This is a genomic window from Bradyrhizobium sp. BR13661, assembly GCF_029892425.1.
Taxonomy (GTDB): domain Bacteria; phylum Pseudomonadota; class Alphaproteobacteria; order Rhizobiales; family Xanthobacteraceae; genus Bradyrhizobium.
The window spans coordinates 434247-453070 of record NZ_JARXWB010000001.1 but is presented as its reverse complement, the minus strand read 5'-3'; the positions used below and the strand labels follow the sequence as shown (position 1 = coordinate 453070).

At 64.5% G+C, this 18824-nt stretch carries 18 protein-coding genes; 5 read left to right on the top strand and 13 right to left on the bottom strand.

Annotation, left to right across the window (positions count from 1 at the left end; translation table 11 throughout):
* Positions 1–3 precede the first annotated feature (3 nt).
* The 5 genes from M2427_RS02090 to motA form a co-directional block, all read right to left on the bottom strand.
* Positions 4–1044, bottom strand: coding sequence for a flagellar motor switch protein FliG (locus M2427_RS02090; protein WP_280704423.1), 1041 nt, complete (start codon positions 1042–1044; stop codon positions 4–6).
* A 2-nt stretch (positions 1045–1046) separates the two neighbouring features.
* Entirely contained in the window at positions 1047–1421 is a 375-nt protein-coding gene (fliN, locus tag M2427_RS02085; protein ID WP_280704422.1) for a flagellar motor switch protein FliN, read from the bottom strand.
* 75 nt (positions 1422–1496) lie between these two features.
* Positions 1497–1811: a hypothetical protein gene (locus M2427_RS02080; RefSeq protein WP_280704421.1), complete on the bottom strand. Its 315-nt coding sequence runs from the start codon at positions 1809–1811 to the stop codon at positions 1497–1499.
* A complete protein-coding gene (locus tag M2427_RS02075; RefSeq protein ID WP_280704420.1) occupies positions 1792–2733 on the bottom strand; it encodes a FliM/FliN family flagellar motor switch protein in 942 nt (313 codons plus the stop codon). The genes M2427_RS02080 and M2427_RS02075 overlap by 20 nt, the downstream gene beginning before the upstream one ends.
* Complete coding sequence (gene motA, locus M2427_RS02070) at positions 2730–3623, bottom strand: flagellar motor stator protein MotA (protein ID WP_280704419.1); 894 nt, start codon at positions 3621–3623, stop codon at positions 2730–2732. Before motA ends, M2427_RS02075 begins: the two co-directional genes overlap by 4 nt.
* A 154-nt stretch (positions 3624–3777) precedes the next feature.
* Between motA and M2427_RS02065 the strand changes: the two genes are divergently transcribed.
* The 4 genes from M2427_RS02065 (at position 3778) to M2427_RS02050 (ending at position 8100) form a co-directional block, all read left to right on the top strand.
* On the top strand, positions 3778–4569 hold the full coding sequence (locus M2427_RS02065) for a DUF1217 domain-containing protein (RefSeq protein WP_280704417.1): 792 nt from the start codon (positions 3778–3780) through the stop codon (positions 4567–4569).
* A gap of 3 nt (positions 4570–4572) precedes the next feature.
* Positions 4573–5301 carry a flagellar basal-body rod protein FlgF gene (gene flgF / locus M2427_RS02060; protein ID WP_280704416.1) on the top strand — a complete coding sequence of 243 codons (729 nt, stop codon included), beginning with the start codon at positions 4573–4575 and terminating at the stop codon, positions 5299–5301.
* Positions 5302–5337: 36 nt separating this feature from the next.
* Positions 5338–6663 carry a flagellar protein export ATPase FliI gene (fliI, locus tag M2427_RS02055; RefSeq protein WP_280704415.1) on the top strand — a complete coding sequence of 442 codons (1326 nt, stop codon included), beginning with the start codon at positions 5338–5340 and terminating at the stop codon, positions 6661–6663.
* Between the two features lie 801 nt (positions 6664–7464).
* Positions 7465–8100 carry a MarR family transcriptional regulator gene (locus M2427_RS02050; protein WP_280704414.1) on the top strand — a complete coding sequence of 212 codons (636 nt, stop codon included), beginning with the start codon at positions 7465–7467 and terminating at the stop codon, positions 8098–8100.
* 794 nt (positions 8101–8894) lie between these two features.
* Here M2427_RS02050 and M2427_RS02045 read toward each other — a convergent pair.
* Complete coding sequence (locus M2427_RS02045) at positions 8895–9959, bottom strand: 2-dehydropantoate 2-reductase N-terminal domain-containing protein (RefSeq protein WP_280704413.1); 1065 nt, start codon at positions 9957–9959, stop codon at positions 8895–8897.
* Positions 9960–10319: 360 nt separating this feature from the next.
* Here M2427_RS02045 and M2427_RS02040 point away from each other — a divergent pair, with 360 nt between their 5' ends.
* Entirely contained in the window at positions 10320–11831 is a 1512-nt protein-coding gene (locus M2427_RS02040; RefSeq protein ID WP_280704411.1) for an ATP-binding protein, read from the top strand.
* A 5-nt stretch (positions 11832–11836) separates the two neighbouring features.
* On the opposite strand, the gene M2427_RS02035 is transcribed toward M2427_RS02040, so the two are convergent.
* The 7 genes from M2427_RS02035 to M2427_RS02005 all read right to left on the bottom strand — a co-directional run bounded on the left by M2427_RS02035 (position 11837) and on the right by M2427_RS02005 (position 18823).
* The gene (locus M2427_RS02035) at positions 11837–12859 is read right to left on the bottom strand and encodes a HoxN/HupN/NixA family nickel/cobalt transporter (protein ID WP_280704410.1); all 1023 of its coding nucleotides are present in this window, start codon (positions 12857–12859) and stop codon (positions 11837–11839) included.
* 102 nt (positions 12860–12961) lie between these two features.
* Positions 12962–13696: an ABC transporter ATP-binding protein gene (locus M2427_RS02030; RefSeq protein WP_280704409.1), complete on the bottom strand. Its 735-nt coding sequence runs from the start codon at positions 13694–13696 to the stop codon at positions 12962–12964.
* A complete protein-coding gene (locus M2427_RS02025) occupies positions 13693–14541 on the bottom strand; it encodes an ABC transporter ATP-binding protein (protein ID WP_280704408.1) in 849 nt (282 codons plus the stop codon). The genes M2427_RS02030 and M2427_RS02025 overlap by 4 nt, the downstream gene beginning before the upstream one ends.
* Positions 14541–16364: an ABC transporter permease gene (locus tag M2427_RS02020; RefSeq protein ID WP_280704407.1), complete on the bottom strand. Its 1824-nt coding sequence runs from the start codon at positions 16362–16364 to the stop codon at positions 14541–14543. Before M2427_RS02020 ends, M2427_RS02025 begins: the two co-directional genes overlap by 1 nt.
* Positions 16365–16416: 52 nt before the next feature.
* Complete coding sequence (locus M2427_RS02015; protein ID WP_280704405.1) at positions 16417–17571, bottom strand: ABC transporter substrate-binding protein; 1155 nt, start codon at positions 17569–17571, stop codon at positions 16417–16419.
* A 61-nt stretch (positions 17572–17632) separates the two neighbouring features.
* Positions 17633–18211, bottom strand: coding sequence for an alkylhydroperoxidase domain protein (locus M2427_RS02010; RefSeq protein WP_280704404.1), 579 nt, complete (start codon positions 18209–18211; stop codon positions 17633–17635).
* Between the two features lie 15 nt (positions 18212–18226).
* On the bottom strand, positions 18227–18823 hold the full coding sequence (locus M2427_RS02005) for a CMD domain protein (protein WP_280704403.1): 597 nt from the start codon (positions 18821–18823) through the stop codon (positions 18227–18229).
* Between the last annotated feature and the right edge of the window lies 1 nt (position 18824).

The window sequence follows — 18824 nt, the reverse complement described above, 5'->3', positions numbered from 1 at the left end:
CGGTCAGCGGAAGACCGGCTCATCCTCCTGGTCGGGGTTGAGCTCGATTTCACCCTTTTCAGCGAGGTCGAGGGCGAGGTCGGTAATCACGCGACGCGCCTCCAGTACGTCACGCTGGTTCGACGGCTCGCCGATGGCAAGCTCGTGCTCGACGACGCGGCGGACGCGCGAAGCGACCGCCGACAGGATCAACTCGCGGAAGTGCTTGTCGGTACCCTTCAGCGCGACGACGATGCGATCGGTCGGAACCTGGTCGAAGATCATGGTGCGCGCCTTCGGCGCCAGGTTGACGACGTCGTCGAAGGTGAACAGCAGCTCCTTCAGCACCTCGGCCGACTTCGGCCGCTTCTCCGACAGGCTCTTCAGCATGTCCTCGATATGACCGCGCTCCATCTTGTTGATGATGTCGGCGACGCGGGCGTAGGTATCGGCGCCAAGGTTGCGGGCGAAATTGAGCGTGAGATCTTCGTGCAGCGTCTTCTCGAGCACCTTCATTGCGTCGTCGACGATCGGCTTGAGGCTGAGAACGCGACGCATCAGCTCATTGCGCAGGCTCGACGGCAACTGACTCATCACCTTGGCGGCACAGGACGGCTTGACCTTGGACAGAATCAGCGCCGCGGTTTGCGGGTGCTCCTTGGAGAGGTAGGTCGCCAGCGAATTTTCCGATACCGACGAGACCCGGTCCCACACTGATCGGCTCGAATTGCCCAGCAGATCCGACATGATCGCCGAGACCTGGTCGGCGGGAAGCACGTCACCGAGCACGGCTTCGAGACCGCCGATCGTGCCGAGAATGTTGGCGCCCATCGAGAATTGCTGGGCAAACTCCTCGACGATCGCTTCAAGTTCCTGGGCCGTGATCGGCCGCAGCTCGGCCGCGGCCTTGGTGACGATGCGAATGTCCTGGGGCTCGAATTGCGCGAGCACGCTCGCAGCCGCCTGCCGGCCCATGGCCAGCAGGAGCGCCGCGACCTTTTCCGTCCCGCCCAGCGTGGCAACGCCTCGCTGCTTGATGGGAGCGATGCCGACCTGTGCCGCCATTGTCAGGAATCACTCTGCCCCAGCGGTCCGACGATCTCGGTGAGCGAAACACCGAAGCGTGAATTGTCCTCTTCCACCACGACCACTTCGCCGCGGGCGACGACGCGGCCGTTGACCACGACGTCGACGGGCTCGCCGACGCGGTGATCCAGCGGCACGACGGCGCCGCGGCCGAGCTTCATCAAGTTCGCCACCGGGATCGTCGCCGATCCCAGCACCACCTGCATGGTGACCGGAATACGCAGGATGGCATCGACATTGGCGAACTTGCCGGTCTCCTCGGCGGTGCGCGCGGCGATCTCCGCCAGGCGCTCCAGCGGAGACGTCTCGGCATCATCGGATGCGGTTGCAGAATCGTAGTCGAAGGATTGCGCCATCTGGTATCGCCTCTTGGTATTTCCGCTCCCGGAGCGTCGCGACGTTCCGATCCGTCTCTTCGGCCGCTTGCGGCCTTAATGCTTGTTGGCCTCGGGGCCGCTCACGGCCACAGCGCCGTGTAGTCCGTTCCGCGCATCGAGTGCCGCGATCGCCTCGTGGGCCTGGTCGATCTTCGTGCCCAGCACGTTGGCGAGCCGGCCCAGATTTGCCGTGGAGTCGTGCGCCGCGGTAATCACCGTATCGAAGGCACCCGCGGTCTCGTGGACAATGGTCGAGAACTCGCCCTGGTAGCTGCGCAGTTTCGCCAGCTCGCGGTGCATCCGGGTCACCCGCATGCTGGTGAAGGCGAGTGCAATCAGCAGCACCGCATCAACGAGATAGGATATCATCAACGAACTCCCGCTTCTGATCGACGGGATCTGCCACCTGCATGGCGTAGTAGCCATCGAGCTGGCCGATCTGGCACCAGAACAGCACCTGGTTGTTGCTTTCGAGACGCGCAAGCGTGCGCGGGGTGGCTTCGAGCTCGAGGACCTGTCCCACCTTGAATTTCACGACGTCCTCGAGCGTGATCATCTTCTCGTCGAGCACCGCGCTCAGGGTCACCTCGGTGCGATGAACCTCGCTCTCCAACTGCTCGCGCCAGCGCGGGTCGGCCGCACCGCCTTCGCTGACGACCACGTGAGCGAGTTTCTGCCTGAGCGGATTGAGCGCGGAATGCGGAATGATCAGGAACATCTGGCCGCCGCGATAAAGCGCCTGCACCATCATGTTCGCACAGATTGACATGTTGCTGGCGCGCCCGATCGCCAGCGACGCCATCGCCGTCTCGACCCGCTCGACCCGGAAGGTGACGTTGGACGTGCCGGCGAAGGCGGTTTGCAGCGCCTTGGCGAACCGCTCGAACAGCGCCTGGACCAGCCGGATCTCGATGTTCGAGAAGGTGCGCTCGACATCGAGCGGCGGCTCGGCGCCGTCGGAGCCGAACATCGCCTCGACCATCGTGAACACGAAGTCGCGATCCAGCATGATGATGACGCGCGAATCCCACTGCTCGGCATAGAGCACGGCGGCAACCGCGTTGCCCTCGTAGTCCTTGATGATGTCGCCAAGCGGGTCGTTGCTGATGCCGTTGACCGAAAAATAGCAGGGCGTACCGGCCAAAGGCTGCAGGCTGTCCGTGCACGACGCCGCCATGCGATCGAAGATCACATTGAGCATCGGCATGCGTTCGATCGAGATGCCGGCCGCGTCCAGCAGGTAGTTCGGCAACTGCTTGCGCTGATCGACCTCGACGTCTTCCATCGTCATGCGCGTGCAGCCTTGGGTTCAGCGTCGGACACGGCCTTGGGACCCGCGATGGTCTCGTTCTCGACCACGTCGATCGAGGGTCGCTCGCCGCTCGCGATCATCTTGCGGCCATGCTCGACGGCAATCTGCGGCATGGCGCCGTTCATGAACGCCAGCAGCGTCTGCTTGACGATGATGTAGGGCCGGCACTTCTTCTCGCGCGTCATCTTGATCTTCAGCGCGAAGGGCGAAATGATGCCATAGGACAGGAAGATGCCGGCGAAAGTGCCCACCAGCGCCGCGCCGATGAAGCCACCGAGCAGCTTCGGCGACTGATCGAGCGCACCCATGGCCTTGATGACACCAAGCACCGCGGCGACGATACCGAGCGCCGGCAGCGCCTCGGACACCGTCACCAGCGCGTGATAGGGCGTCAGCTTGCTCTTCACGATGGTATGGATCTCTTCGTCCATCAGCGCCTCGATCTCGTGGGTGCGCGCATTGCCCATGATGATGAGGCGAACATAGTCGCAGATGAACTGGAGCAGCGCCGGATCCCCGAGCACGCTCGGAAACGCCTTGAAGATCTCCGAGGACGAGGGATCATCGATATGCGCCTCGACCTCGTTGCGGCCCTTGCCGCGCAGTTCGCGCATCAGGGCATGAAGCGCCCCGAGCAGGTCGAGATAATAGCGCTCACCGGGCACCGCGCCGGTGATGGCCTGCATGCAGGCAACCCCGGTGTCCACGACCGTTTTCCATGGATTGGCCACGATGAAGGTGCCGACCGCGGTGCCGATGATGATCACGAATTCCCACGGCTGCATGAGCACGGCCAGATGCCCGCCCATCGCGGCAAAGCCGCCGAGCAGCGCCGCTACCGTGATGAAAATCCCCACGAAACTGAGCAACCCGCCACTCCATCGCCGATCCCATCGGGAATACCTAGTCGGCGACGCTTGCGCGAAGCTGGCTTCGGGATCGCCCGAGGCTTGGCCAGCCCCGCGCAAGCAATTCGGGGCAGCTTGAGACCATGTCGCAATTGCGGCTAGAGGGGCGCGTGCCATGCTATCCACCATCGCGGACTACACGAGGCTGACCACCGACATGAGCAGATCGCTGACTCAGGTCGAGCAGCAGCCGGACGTCAGCCGCGACACCGCCTACTACCTGGCCAATATCGGCAAGGTGAAGAGCATCGACGATTTCCTGAACAACTATAAGCTCTACTCGTATGCGATGAAGGCCTTTGGCCTCGACGACATGATCTACGCCAAGGCGTTCATGCGGAAGGTGCTGACTGAGGGCATCGCGACTTCGGACACTTTCGCCAACAAGCTGAGCGACAGCCGCTACCGCGAGTTTGCCGCCGCCTTCAATTTCGCAGCGCTCGGCGCCAACGCAACCCAGGCCGCTGCGGCCACGACCAACGTGACCAGCCAGTATGCCACCCAGACATTGGAGCAGAATGCCGGCGACCAGAACGAGGGTCTGCGGCTCGCGCTCTATTTCACGCGCAAGGCCTCCTCGATCACGAGCCCCTACCAGATCCTCGCCGACAAGGCCCTGACCCAGGTGGTCCAGACCGCCGAGGGCTGGTCGTCGATGATCAGCTCGTCCGACATCGACATGCAGGCCAAGATGATCACCGACAAGATCAACCTCACCGATTTCCACGACCCGACCAAGGTCACCAAATTCGTGCAGCGCTTCGCGGCGATGTGGGATGCGAACCAGGCCCAGAGCGACACCTCGACCAATCCCGCGCTGGTTCTGATCACCGGAGCATCGAATTCGTCGGCCAGCCTGGATACCAACATGCTCACGACGCTTCAGAACATCAAGTTCAACAGGTAAGCCATGCAATCGGCTCTCTATGTGGGATTGTCGGCACAGGTGGCGCTCGAGAAGCGCCTCCAGACGATCGCCAACAACGTCGCCAACGTCAACACGTCGGGCTTCCGCACCGACGTCGTGAAATTCGAGACGGTGCTGTCCAAGGCCGGCGCCAACCCGGTCGCTTTCTCCTCGCCCGGCGACAACATCATCTCGCGCGAGGCCGGCAACATCACCGAAACAGGCAATCCGCTCGACGTCGCCGTGGTCGGACAGGGCTGGATCGCCTTCGCCGGCCCCAACGGCACGGTCTATACCAGAGACGGCCGCCTCCAGATCGCCGCCAACGGCGACCTCCAGACGGTGTCGGGCTTCCCGGTCATTGATTCCGGCGGCGCGCAGCTCACGCTCGACCCGAACGGCGGTCCGGTCTCGATCTCGCGCAGCGGCGCGATCACCCAGGACAACAACGAGATCGGCACCATCGGCCTCTTCAATATCCCCCCCGACGCCAATCTCGACCGTTACGGCAATTCCGGCGTCACGCCCGACCGGCCCGCGGCCGCGATCGCCGATTTCAGCCGGGACGGCTTCAAGCAGGGCTATGTCGAGGGCTCCAGCGCCAATCCGATGATGGAATTGACGAAGCTGATGTCGGCCTCGCGCGCCTTCGACAGCACCAACTCGCTGATTGATGGCACGGACAGCACGCTCCGGAACGCAATCCAGACGCTGGGCGATCCCAGCAAGTAGACCGCGCGTCGCGTGTAATTGGGGTGGACGGTTTCCTTGAACGCTCTTCGGCAACTTGAGTGGGCGCTGCTCGATCTGCAGCAGAGCACGCCATTGGCAAGCATCAGCGGCGCGATCTCCGAGATCGCGCCGACGCATTTTCGTGTCTCCGGCCTGTCGCGTTCGGTCAAGCTCGGCGAGCTGATCGGCGTCAATACCGGGGCCAGGACGCAGATCGGCGAGGTGGTGCGCATCGACAGCGAAGGCATCGTGGCCAAGCCATTCGACCGGCAATTCGCCGGCGGGCTCGGCTCGGTCGCCTACCGCATGCCGCCCCTGTCGTTCGCACCTGATCCAAGCTGGAAGGGCCGCGTCATCAACGCCCTCGGAGCGCCGCTGGATGGATTGGGACCGCTCACGCCGGGATCGCGCGCCGTCTCGGCCGAGGCGGAGGCGCCACCGGCGATGAAGCGGGCGCGCGTCCACAAGCCGCTGCGCACGGGCGTGCGTGTCATCGACCTGTTTGCGCCGATCTGCGCCGGCCAACGCGTCGGCATCTTTGCCGGCTCCGGCGTCGGCAAATCGACGCTGCTCGCCATGCTCGCCCGCAGCCAGGGTTTTGATACCGTCGTCCTGGCGCTCGTCGGCGAGCGCGGCCGGGAAGTGCGCGAATTCATCGAGGACGTGCTCGGCAACGACCGCAACCGCGCCGTCACCATCGTGACGACGGGCGATGAAAGCCCGATGATGCGGCGGCTGGCGCCGAAGACGGCCATGGCGGTCGCCGAATATTTTCGCGACCGCGGCGAATCGGTGCTTCTCGTGGTCGATTCGATCACGCGCTTTGCCCATGCCGCCCGTGAGGTCGCGCTTGCGGCCGGCGAGCCCGCGGTGGCGCGCGGCTATGCCCCGACGGTCTTCACCGATCTGCCGCGCCTGCTGGAGCGCGCCGGGCCCGGCGAGGAGGGATCCGGCACCATCACCGGCATCTACTCCGTGCTGGTCGACGGCGACGATCACAACGAGCCGATCGCCGATACCATCCGCAGCACGCTTGATGGGCACATCGTGCTCTCCAGGCACATCGCCGATCAGGCGCGCTATCCCGCCGTGGACGTGCTGGCCTCGGTCTCCCGCCTCGCCCACAACGTCTGGGATCCTGAAGAGCGGGAATTGGTGAGCAAATTGCGCACCTTGATCGCCAAATACGAGGACACTCGCGACCTTCGCCTGATGGGCGGATACCAGTCGGGGCGTGATTCGGCACTCGACCAGGCGGTCGACATGGTGCCGCGAATCTACAACGCGATGCGACAAGACGCCTTGGGTCCGCCGAGTGCCGATCCGTTCCGCGAGTTGCGAGACATGCTCAAGGGCGACTAGTCCCAAGCTAGCTAGCCTCAAGCCAGCTATCCTGAGAGCAGCTCCTGAAGGCAGCCAGCGGGGCGAGACGCGCCTGGCCTGCGATTTCCAATCCCGTATTTGACGCAGATGTGACGTTGCGCTGCACGACCTGCGTACGCGCGTGCGCGCGACCCGTGTTGTCCACGCAAATCTCGACGGTCCGGATGAGGCGATCGACGCGGCCCTGGATCACGTCGCGTCGATGATACCCCGGCACGACATCACAACAACCGACACGTGTATTTGTAACGAGTTCCCCCGACCTGTCTCCCGGCGATATGCGAGGCAGATCGCGGAAGTTGTGGATGAATTTCGTGATGCACATCGATTGACCTGCCCAAGCTTCGGTCAATTGCATCAACGACGGACAGCGATATCCGTGCAATCAACCGCGCGTAGAACTACGCGCAGCTGCCTTGTTTCACCGTGTATTGCGTTCACTTTCGTGTGCCTTGAAGCACGAGATTGTCTTGAGAATTACATTGGTCTGCAACGACATCGGCTCTACAGTCGTGTCTCTACTTGATTTTGTGGAGAAGCTCATTCATCGTTTCGACGGAACAAAAGAAACGTCTGCGTGCGACTTGAACTCAGGGGCTTCGGTTGAGCAATTCCGATCCATCGTCCGCAAGCGACGGCAATTCGGGCTTGCATTCGACGACTCTGCGGCACGCATCGGACATGGCTGAGCATCCGGCTTCTCGCGAGAGATTCGTGCGCCATGGTGGAATGCGGCTCCGGGGCGCCGCACACGCGATTCCCGGAGCAAGGTAGGAATTTATGCCGTTGGCACGCGAAGCAGTCGAGCTGCTGGTTCAGGCGGCCAGAGCCTGGTATTTCGAAGGTAATCAACACGGGTTGCGTGATCGGGAGTGGATGGCGCTGCGCTTTCTCGGCCGCGCCAATCGCTTCTCGCGCACGCCGTCGGCGCTCGCGGGCTTCATCGGCGCAACCAGGGCAACTGCATCGCAGATCGTGAAGACGCTCGAGGCCAAGTCCTTCCTGGTGCGAAAACCGTCGCAAGAGGACAAGCGCTCTGTCGTTCTACACGTCACGGCGCAGGGCGAGAAATGTCTGAACCAGCACGATCCGATCAATCACGTGTTGAATGCGGTCGACTCGCTCGGCACCGAGGAATGTATCAGGCTGCGCGACTCGCTCCGCGAGATCCTCAATCATCTGGATGCAGCCCACCAGCGGCTCGATGCCAGCATTTGCCGCGATTGCATGTTCCTCGCCGAGCGCAGCCCCAGCACGGGCAAGGGTCGCGCCACCGTCGAATTCATGTGCCGGCTGTACCGCGCCCCCATCTCGCTCGAGGAGACGGAGCTGCTGTGCACCAGCTTCGAACGCACCCGCGACCGCCCCAAGATCGAGGAGAATCTCGATCGCGCGCGCGTGGCAAGCCAGGGGTGAGGCGGCACGCGGGGCTTCAGCGGCGAGATCACGTTGCACGAAGGACGTCCGCTCTATCCAACGAAGCAATCCAGAGTCTTTCCGCAGTGGGATTCTGCAGACGCACGTTTGCGTCCTCGCGGCTTCATACGCCCGAGCTTTGCTTGATCTCGTGTCCCTCTTGTCCGAGAGGGCGCAGGGAAGACCGGGTGCTGACCTTGCACCCGCGGTCCGCTGCGCGAAAATGTAGCGCAGGAAAACCGCACAGCAGCATACAGGTGGTGCCAATCACTCGGCCTTCCCTGCGCAGTGGTTTGACGACTTATGCCGTGCTCTCCCGGGAGCCGAATTCCTTCTGGCCTCCCTCGCTTCGCGGATTGACGATGTGGTTGATCCGGTTGGACGCTCCACACCTCCGCGACAGCTTGACCGTAGCGACGACGGCCAGGACCACACGGTTTTGCCGTACGCACGGCTCGCTTGTTCACCGCAGTTTTCCCAGGCCTTGTCGACATACCTGAGAACCCGCAGGCGAGACGAACCTGACAGCGCCGTTCGTCTGCGCGCGGTTACGGACTCACAGGGACTACCCGCCCTGCCCGCACCATCTCGCGCCGACGCTGCCGCGTCCACCGCAAGCCCGGCTCGCGATCATGACGACGTACGATCGCCCCTCAAGGTCGAGCCGGGATGGTCGACACATACGCCAATTCCGAATTTCGGTAAAGTGGAATATTTTTGTGGATGCGACTTGACAGCGCCTGCGGGTGTTTTGCCCGTCGGGCGCTCGTATCGGCGATGATCGAGGCGCGCCGTTACTGTGCGCCCGAACCGCCCTGGACGATCTTTTCGTTCAGCTTCTGGTCAACGGTCTCGACCGTGCGGTCGATCTCGGCATTGGGTGCGCCGAGCTGATGCGAGATCAGCTTCACCAAGAGATCGACGCGCTCGATGAAGGGCGCGCCGCTGGCCACCGCGCGCGCCGCCGACGACGGCTTGAGCAGGCTTTCCGCGGCCTTGGCGTATTTCGCAAACGGCACCTGGTCTTCGGGGTCGGCACCGAGGCGGCGGGCGATGGCATCGACATGGTCGTAGATCGTCTGCGAGCGCGCGAGGTCGCCATGCACGGCGTCGCGGATCGACCGCGGCTCGTGCGGCGTGATGCAGCGGTAATTGCCGGTGAGCAGCATCGACCATTTCGCCAGCGGCACGAACAGGGACTCGAATACTTTCAGCTTCACCGGCACGTCCTTGCCGTCGATCGTCACCGCGTCGATGTCGGCCTCGAGCTCGCGCAGCACCTTGTTGTGCTTTTCGTCGGCGAAAACCGAGGCCTTGAAGTTGGTGGGCAGGCCGACATGGAGCACGTTCGCCGCTTCCTCCGGCGGACGGAAGGCTTGCGGATCGGGCGAGCACAGCGTCACCAGACCAGGCTCGAAACGCTCCCACACTTGCGCATTGGTGTAGGCCTCCTCGAGATCCATCTCGGCGAGCGCTGGGATGCGCTTGAGATAAGGCAGCGGCGGCATGTTCATGATCGACAGACACGGCAGCTTGGCCGCGGCGATCTTGACCATGAGCATGCGAACCGTGTGGTTGGTGTATTGCGGCTCCTGCATCGCAAGGCCGACGAGGTCATAGCGCGAGACGTCGACATTCTGCGGCGTCACTGCATCCAGCTTGCCGGGCAGGTCGCGGGAGAAGATCGCGCGGTGCGTCGCCTCGTCGCGCAGCTTGATGCGCACCTCGGTGCCGTGGCGGTTGATCAGCTCCGCGGTCTTGGCCCGGCAGACCAGGGTCACGTTGTGCCCGGCCATCAAGAGCTTGGTGCCCAGCAAGGAGCCGTAGGAAGCTCCCAGAATCAGTACGTTGCGCGCCATGTTCGTCCCCTCGATCTCTTGTGTGATTTTTGAGCCCCGGCTGTCATCCGCACGGGTGCGTTGCAGCATCTAAGGCAAACCGGCTGAGTATGGCAACTGGGATAATGCATACAAGGCGCTAGAGAATATTCCGCCCCACGGACGAAGCCCGCAGTCGCGTTCCTCTGGCGCGACTGCTGTTTTACCGAATCCCATGATCGTGGCCGCGGGCTGACTGGACAGCCCGCACTTCTACGGCTTTCAAATCGCGGCAAAAATTCCGCCGTGGGCAACGCGGCGTGTTCCCGCGTGTTTCGCTCGACGCATCCCGATCCGATTGATAAGCCCCTGTCCGCGAATGACGGGGACTTGAGTCGGGACATGACGGTTGCGATCGAGATGGGGCTGACCACGGCCGGCGCCGCGGCGGCCATGGACCTCGAGGAATTGCTGGCGACCCGTCTCCTGGTGCAGGGCAATTCCGGCTCCGGCAAGTCGCATCTGCTGCGGCGCCTGCTGGAACAGAGTGCGCCCTGGGTGCAGCAGGCCATCATCGACCCCGAAGGCGATTTCGTCACGCTGGCCGAACGCTTCGGCCATCTCGTGATCGAAGCCGAGGATCATACCGAGCGCGGCCTGCAGGTCGCGGGCGAACGCGCACGGCTGCATCGGGTCTCCACCGTGCTCAATCTCGAAGGGCTGGACGCCGAAAACCAGATGCGGCGCGCAGCCGCCTTCCTCGGCGGCCTGTTCGACGTCGAGCGCGACCATTGGTACCCGATGCTGGTGGTCGTCGACGAGGCGCAGCTGTTTGCACCCGCGGTCGCCGGCGAAGTGTCGGACGAAGCGCGCAAGCTCTCGCTCGGCGCCATGACCAATCTGATGTGCCGCGGCCGCAAGCGCGGCCTTGCCGGCATCATCGCAACGCAGCGGCTGGCAAAGCTCGCCAAGAACGTCGCGGCCGAAGCCTCGAACTTCCTGATGGGCCGCACCTTCCTCGACATCGACATGGCGCGCGCCGCCGATTTGCTCGGCATGGAGCGGCGGCAGGCCGAAGCCTTCCGCGATCTCGAGCGCGGACAGTTCATGGCGCTCGGACCTGCGCTGTCGCGCCGTCCGCTGCGCCTGAACATCGGCCCGACCGACACCAGCCCACGCAACTCGACTCCGCGGCTGATGCCGATGCCGGAAGCGGCGCTGGAGGATGCGCGCGCCGTGATCCTGGCGGCGCCACCGCCGGATGCCAGCCGCCCCCAGCGCCGGCCGGCGCCGGATCTGCTCGAACAGCTCCGCGCGGCCAAGGCCGCAGCACCTGTGATCAGCGCCGAAGTCGTCGAGGAGCCGGTCAGCGCGGAAGAGCTTGCCGAGCGCCGCGAGCGCGTAGATCGCACCTTGCGAGCCGTATTGGCCGCGCCCGATGCCGGCTTCCGCGCCATCGGCGTGCTCTATCAGGAATTCGTGGTCCGCTGCCGCATCGAAGGCCTCGGCGCGTCCGTACCTGATCTCGGCGAATTCCGCCGCATGCTGACGCATGCGCGCGCGGGTCTCGGCACAGAGATCGCCGAGGACGACGCCTGGCAGGAGGTGAGCTTGCGCGCCTCGATCCTGCCCGACGACATGCAGGGCGTGTTCATGATGATCGCGCGCGCGGCGAAGGAAGGCTGGCCCTGCCCCGGCGACGCCGCGATCGCGCGCGCCTACGGTTCGCACTCGCTGCGCCGGGCGCAGCGTTTGCTCGGCTACATGGAGGAGCAGGGCCTGATCGTGGTCCAGCTCGACGGCGGCGGCCGCAGGTTCGTGACATTGGTGGAATTGGCCTGGGCGACCGCACCGGGCGATCCCCATGGCGACGATCAGCCGGCGGAGCCGATCGCCAACGCAGCGTCGGCCTGACGCCGTCAGGCCGATGCGAACATGCGGCGGTAGAGCACGCTCGAGACCAGCCATGCGATCACGAACAGCGCGATCACCGCGAAGCCGACATTGGCAAGCGACTCGTTGAGACCATCGACCAGCGCCCACACGCCGCCGTTCAGTCCGAGCCGATCCGAGATCAGGCCAAGCGCCTCGATGCCGCCGATGAACAGCGCGACCGCGACGGAGGCGCCTGTGATCGTGAGGTTGTACCAGAGCTTGCGCATGGGGTCGACGAAGGCCCAGCGATAGGCACTGACCATCAGCGCGGAGTCGGCGGTGTCGACCAGCGCCATGCCCGCGGCAAACAGCGCGGGGAAGACCAGGATGTCGACGAGCGAGGCGCCGCGTGCCGCTTCGGTGGCGGAGATGCTGAGCAGGCCGATTTCGGTCGCGGTATCGAAGCCGAGGCCGAACAGGAGGCCGAGCGGGAACATGTGCCAGGGCCTTGTCACCAGGCGGAACATCGGGCCGAGCAGGCGCGCGAGGAAGCCACGGCTCGCGAGTAATGCATCGAGCTGGCGCGCATCATGAACGCCATGCTCACGCGCCGTGCGAAAGGTCCGCCACAGGCCGGCGAAGATGCCGAGGTTGATGGCCGCGATCACGAGCAGGAACAGCGCCGACACCGAGGTGCCGATCAGGCCGCCAACGTCCTTGAGCAAACTATCGCCGCCGAGGCTGACGACGCCCAGCGCGAGTAGCATGGTCGCGACCACAACGACGGTTGAATGGCCGAGCGCGAAATAGAGGCCGACCGATCGCGGCGTATCGCCCGCCTGCATCAGCTTGCGCACGACATTGTCGATGGCCGCGATGTGGTCGGCATCGACAGCGTGGCGCAGGCCGAACACCCAGGCGAGCAGCGCGGTGGCCATGATCGTCGGCCGATCGCCGAACAGCGCGAACGCCCAGGCCCAAGCGGCGATGTTGGCGGCGACGAGCCCTCCAAACAGCAGCGCAGTGGCAGGCTCGACCGCCCGCAAAGACCTCGTCGCGAAATTCATCCCGCCGCGCCTCGTTGCGTCAACGGTATGATATTTTCAGAAAATGATCACACCGACCAGTGCAATCCCGTCCAGCCGAGGCAAATTTCCTGCATGGCCGCCTTATGCCGGTTCGGATCCGCCCAGATAAGCGTCGCGCACGCGGGGATCGTCCTTCAGCGTGCGTGCCGGGCCCGACAGCACGATCTTGCCGGTCTGCAGCACATAGGCCTCGTGCGCGATCTCGAGCGCAAGGCTGGCGTTCTGCTCGACCATGAAGACCGAGACGCCCTCCTGGTTGATGGTGCGGATCAGCTCCAGCACGCGGTCGACATAGAGCGGCGACAGGCCCATGGTCGGCTCGTCCATCACGATCAAACGGGGACGGCTCATCAGCGCGCGCGCCATCGCCACCATCTGCTGCTCGCCACCCGACAAGGAGCCCGCGCGCTGCGACAGCCGCTGGCCGAGCTTCGGGAACAGCGTGAGCATCCTGTCAAGATCCTGCGCGATCGCATCGCGGTCGTTGCGCACGAAGGCGCCCATCAGGATGTTTTCGCGGACGCTCATGTCGGCGAACAGCCGCCGCGCCTCCGGCACAGAGGCGATGCCGCGGCGAACGATTTGCGGCGTGGTGAGGCCGATCAGCGAGGCGCCGTCGAACGTGACCTCGCCGGAGCGCGGCTTCACCAGGCCGAGAATGATCTTCATGGTTGTCGATTTTCCGCTGGCGTTGCCGCCGAGCAGGCAGACGATGTGGCCGCGACCAACGGTGATCGACAGGTCGAAATGCACCTGCGCCTGGCCATAGAAGGTGTTGACGTTTGAGAGCGCCAGTAGCGGTTCGGATGCGCTCATGCCGCGCTCTCCTGCTCTGTCGCACCCGACAGGCCGTGGCCGAGATAGGCCTCGATCACCTTGGGATCGCCACGCACCTGTTCGCCCGGCCCTTCCGCGATCTTCTTGCCCTCGTCCATGACGATGACGCGGTCCGAGAGGCGCATCACCATCTCCAGCTTGTGCTCGATCAGGAGAATGGTCAGCCCCTCTGCCTTCAACTCGGCGACCAGCGCCTGCATCTCGGCGGTCTCGCTCGGGTTCATACCGGCGGTCGGCTCGTCAAGCAGCAACAAGCGCGGCTTCAGCGCCAGTGCGCGCGCGATCTCGACGCGGCGGCGATTGGCGTAGGAGAGGCTGTAGGCGGGCTGGTCGATCCGCGGCAACAGCCGCTCGCCGAAGCGGGCGAGAATGGCTTTGACCTCCTCGCGCAGCTGCTCTTCCTCGGCTTTGACGCTTCCCGGACGCAGCAGGGCCAATCCCAATTCCAGCAGCGGACCGATCACCGGCACGGCCGGCTTCACCGCACGCAATCGCGTGTGGGCGCCGATCAGGACGTTGTCCATGACGCTGAGATTGCCGAAGACGCGACCGAGCTGGAACGTGCGTGCGATGCCCTGCGCCGCGAGCCGTTCCGGCGAAAGGCCGGTGACGTCATGCCCTTCGAAACGAACCTCGCCCGCATCGGGCCGGTCGAGCCCGGTCACGAGATTGAACAGCGTGGTCTTGCCGGCGCCGTTCGGGCCGATGATGCTGACGAGCCCGCCTTTGGCGAGATCGAGATCGATGCCGTCGACGGCCGTGAGGCCGCCGAAGCGGCGCGTTAGCCCGCGCAGGGACAACAGCGGTGCATGGATCTCCGCCATCAGATCGTCCCCAACAGGCCCTGCGGCCTGAACCGCACTAGCAGCAAGAGCACGATGCCGTAGATCAGGATGCGGTACTCGGCCGCGATCCGGAAGACTTCGGGCAGGCCAACCAGCGCGACCGCTCCGACGACAGCACCGACGACATTGCCGAGGCCGCCGAGGATGACGACGGTCAGCGCCAGGATCGATTGCTGCGTGTTGAAGGTCTCGTGGTTGATGTAGGAATACAGATGCGCGGCGATGCCGCCGCTGACGCCGGCGGCGAATCCGCCGAAGATAAAGGCGAGCGATTTGTAGCGGTTCAGGCTGAGGCCATAGGCGCGCGCGGCGATATCGTCATCGCGAATGGCGCGAAAACTGCGGCCAAGATGCGAGCCGAGCAGGCGCGCCTGCAGCAGCGCCAGCACGACCATCACGGCGAAGCTGAACCAATAGACCGCTTTCGGGTCGATCAGATCGTAGCCGAATAGCGACAGCGGTGGAATGCCGGAGATGCCGATCGGACCACGTGTGACGCTCTCCCAATTGAGGATCACCAGCGACACGATCTCGCCGATGGCAAGCGTCGCGATCGAGACATAGTGCCCGCGCAGGCGGAACGACGGCGAGATCAGGATCGTGCCCAGTGCGGCACTCATCAGGCCGCCCGCAACGATGGCGAGACCGACGGGCACGTTGAGCGCCAGCGACAGCAGCGCGGAGGTATAGGCCCCGATCGCGAGCAACGCGGCGTGTCCGAGCGAGACCTGGCCGATCGTGCCCGCAACGAGCGTCAGGCTGAGCGCGAGCATGCCGAGCAGCCAGGCGTTGATCAGGGTCTGCAGCACGTAGAACGACACCGGCAGCAGCGGCAGGATCGCGAACAATGCGACCGCGACTGCCAGGGCCCAGCGCGGAATGCGCACCGGCCGGCTCGGTGCGATGAAGGTGCCGGTGAGCGGCTCGGGCGGCGCCTGCCGCGCACTTGCGAACAACCCATTCGGTCGCAGCACGAGCACGACGACTAGCAGCAGGAAGGCGAACAGATTGCGGTAGCTGGTGCCGAACACCGCGACGCCGTAGCTCTCGACGAGGCCGAGCAGCAAGCTTCCGACCACGGCGCCCGGCACGTTGCCCGCGCCGCCGACGACTTCAGCAACGACGCCCTTGAGCGTCGCCTGCAGGCTCATCGCGGTGTCGATCTGGTTGTAGTACATGCCGACCAGGAGGCCGGAGACGCCGCCGAGCGCGGCGGCAATGCCGAACACCGTCTGATTGACGCGGTTGACATCGACGCCCATCTGCATCGCCGCGTCGCGGTCCTGCGAGGCGGCGCGCACCGCCCAGCCGAGCTTGGTATAGCGCAGGAACACGAACAACAAGAGCGCGCTGGAGATGCCGACACCGGCGATGAGGAGATCGAGCGGGCCGATGGTGCCGCCGCCGACCTGGAAGCGCACATCCGGCAACTGGCTCGGCAACGCGCGCGGATTGGGCGAGAAGGTCAGCATGACCAACTGGTCGAGCACGAAGCTGATGCCGATCGTCGCCAACAGCGGCGCTATGCGCACGGAGTTCTGCAGCGGTCGCAGGCCAAACCGCTCGATGATCAACCCGACCAGCGCCGCCACCATCGCAACAAGGATGATGGTGAGCGGCAGCGGCGTGTGCAGCTGCACCACCGCGACCCAGCCGATATAGGCACCGACGAGATAGATCGAGCCCTGCGCGAAATTGATCAGCCGGCTGACGCCGAAGATCAGCGCGAGCCCGACTGCAACGAGGGCGTAAACGTTACCGACGATCAGCCCGTTGATGGTGTAGTCGAGCCAGGAAGACACGCAGGGTTCCTAATGAAGGGAGAAAGGCCGGAGCAAGACTCCGGCCAAGAGATCAGGTGGGCTTGCCGTCCCAAAGCGCGAACTGGCCCTTGCGCACGACGAGCTCGGCATTCATCGCGCCCTTGACGCGACGGGTCGCGACGTCGAACGTCGCGGTGCCGAAGATCACGCTCGGGACGTCCTTGACCTTGGCGAAGGCATCGCGGATTGCCTTGCGGTCGGTACCGCCGATCTTGATCACGGCAGCCGCCATGTTCATGGCGTCATAGGAGTAGGCGTTGAAGGCATCGGGCTCGAGGCCGTTATACTTCTTCTTGAAGCCGGCGATGAATTTCTGCACCTCGGGCCGCGGATCTTCCGGGAAGTAGCGCGTTCCGACATGAACATCCTCGACGGCATCGCCGCCGAGCTCCAGGAATTTCGGCGAATAGACCGAGCTGGCGGCGCAGATCACCTGCTTGAGCCCGACCTGACGGGCCTGGCGCGCGATCAGCGCACCGTCGGAATAATAGGAGATCAGCACCAGGCCATCGGGATTGGCGTCGCGCACGCGCACCAGCGTGGAGCGGAAGTCGCGCTCCTCGGCGATATAGCCTTCGGTGACGACGATCTCCGCGCCATATTCTTTCGCGGCGTTGTTGAAATAGTCGCGGCTGGTGCGGCCCCAATCGGTGTTGAGGTGCAGCACCGCAAGCTTCTTGAGGCCCAGGCTCTTCACCGCATAGCGCGCGAGCAGCGGCTGCTCGTCGGCCTGGCTGACCGAGGTGCTCCACATGAAGTCGCCGCCCTTGGTGAAATCAGGGTGCGAATTGGTGAAGCCGAACTGCACGAGGCCGCCGCGCTGATAGATCGGCGAGGCCGCCATCGAGGCGGGGCTGGAGAAATCGCCGAGCTCCAGCACGATCCTGGGATCGGAGACGAATTTCTGCGCAATCGCGACCGATTGCCGCGGATCGCTCTGGCTGTCCTCGAAGATATAGGCGAGCGCGCGGCCGTTGATGCCGCCGGCGGCCGTGATCTCGTCGAGCGCGAGATCAAAGCCCTGCTTCCATTGCGTGCCGTATTGCGCGTTCGGCCCCGTGAGGGGACCGCTGACGCCGAGCAGGATCGGATCAGCGTCGGCGAAGGCGGCGCGCGAGAATGTCGTTCCCGCGATTGCGGCGGCGAGCGAGCCCTTGACCAGGGTTCGGCGATTGATGTTGCTCATGCACGGCTCCATCCAGTCAGGTGTTGACAACAAGCAGCAAGTCTTGTGCCGGTGAGATTGCCTATTTCGAGGGCTCGCCGAGCGACAGCATCAGCCGGTTAGCCCAGTTGAAGAACGAGGCGCCGTTGATGACGTCGACAATCTCGGCGTCGTCGAGGCCGGCCTTCCACAGCTCCGCGATATTGTCCGGGCCGAACGCGATCGGCGTCGACGCCAGCGCGACCGACGCCTTGACCACCGCGTTCCAACGCTGGCCGAGATCGGCCTTGACGCCCTCATCGAGCAGCTTCTGCACGTCCTCGCGGCGCTTGGAATAGGTGCTGGCGAAGCGCGCATGCACCGAGGCGCAATAGATGCAGCCGTTGTAGCGCGAGGTGGCGGCCGCCGCGAGCTCACGCTCGGCGCGCGGCAGTCCGTCGGCGACGTTGTAGAAGATGTCCTTGTCGGTCTTGGTGCGGGCTTCCAGCACCTCGGGGTCGCGCACCAGCAGGCGGAAATATTCCGACTTGGCGCGAGCGCGATCGACCAGGCCGTTGAAATGGCGCTCGGTCAGCTCGGCCTCGGGCAGCGGCTCGATCCAGGACACCCAGCCGAGCTCGTCCTGGGTGAAGACATCAGGCGGATTGACGGTGGCGCTCATGATTGCGGCCTCCTCTTATGCGTTCGCGGCGGCAAGCGTGCGCAAGCCGCTGACGACCCGCACCTGAAACGACAGGAACGCGACGAGTTGGGAGAAGGTGACGATGCCGGTGTTCGACCAGCCGGCGGCGAGCAGCGCCTTCATGTCGCTGGACGCCGCATCGCGCGGCCGGAACACCAGCAGATGCGCATGCTCAAGTGCCGCGGCGAGCCGCGGACCGAGTGCCGATTTGCTCGCCGCACTCACGCGAAAAATGAGGCCGGCCGTGTTCTCGACCGAGAGCGGACCAGCGGGAAACGATCCATACGGACCCGAGGTCTTGCCCCGCGCGATCTCGGCATCGACGGCTTCAAGCAGCGCCGCACCACCCGTGGTCGCCGCAAGCTTGTCGCGATAGAAGGTCGCAACGGGGGACTCGCCATGCAGCCCGGTCACGAAGGCGGCGACCGCGGCGCGCTCGAGCAGCGAGACGTCGCCGGCGTCGATCGGCTCGAACAGCGAGAGATAGCTCTTCTGCGCGTTCTCGCGCGCCTGCAGGCGTTTTGCGCGAAGGGCGTCCAGCGCCGATCCCGGTTCGATGCCCGCAAGTTTGTCGATGATATCCGTCATCATT

Coding starts and splice junctions, on each gene's coding strand:
- flgF (WP_280704416.1), top strand. CDS start 4,573: ATGCAATCGGCTCTCTATGTGGGATTGTCGGCACAGGTGGCGCTCGAG.
- M2427_RS02045 (WP_280704413.1), bottom strand. CDS start 9,959: ATGGCGCGCAACGTACTGATTCTGGGAGCTTCCTACGGCTCCTTGCTG.
- M2427_RS02065 (WP_280704417.1), top strand. CDS start 3,778: ATGCTATCCACCATCGCGGACTACACGAGGCTGACCACCGACATGAGC.
- M2427_RS02075 (WP_280704420.1), bottom strand. CDS start 2,733: ATGACGATGGAAGACGTCGAGGTCGATCAGCGCAAGCAGTTGCCGAAC.
- M2427_RS02035 (WP_280704410.1), bottom strand. CDS start 12,859: ATGAATTTCGCGACGAGGTCTTTGCGGGCGGTCGAGCCTGCCACTGCG.
- fliN (WP_280704422.1), bottom strand. CDS start 1,421: ATGGCGCAATCCTTCGACTACGATTCTGCAACCGCATCCGATGATGCC.
- M2427_RS02010 (WP_280704404.1), bottom strand. CDS start 18,211: ATGAGCGCCACCGTCAATCCGCCTGATGTCTTCACCCAGGACGAGCTC.
- M2427_RS02025 (WP_280704408.1), bottom strand. CDS start 14,541: ATGGCGGAGATCCATGCACCGCTGTTGTCCCTGCGCGGGCTAACGCGC.
- M2427_RS02090 (WP_280704423.1), bottom strand. CDS start 1,044: ATGGCGGCACAGGTCGGCATCGCTCCCATCAAGCAGCGAGGCGTTGCC.
- M2427_RS02015 (WP_280704405.1), bottom strand. CDS start 17,571: ATGAGCAACATCAATCGCCGAACCCTGGTCAAGGGCTCGCTCGCCGCC.
- M2427_RS02040 (WP_280704411.1), top strand. CDS start 10,320: ATGACGGTTGCGATCGAGATGGGGCTGACCACGGCCGGCGCCGCGGCG.
- M2427_RS02050 (WP_280704414.1), top strand. CDS start 7,465: ATGCCGTTGGCACGCGAAGCAGTCGAGCTGCTGGTTCAGGCGGCCAGA.
- M2427_RS02005 (WP_280704403.1), bottom strand. CDS start 18,823: ATGATGACGGATATCATCGACAAACTTGCGGGCATCGAACCGGGATCG.
- M2427_RS02080 (WP_280704421.1), bottom strand. CDS start 1,811: ATGATATCCTATCTCGTTGATGCGGTGCTGCTGATTGCACTCGCCTTC.
- M2427_RS02030 (WP_280704409.1), bottom strand. CDS start 13,696: ATGAGCGCATCCGAACCGCTACTGGCGCTCTCAAACGTCAACACCTTC.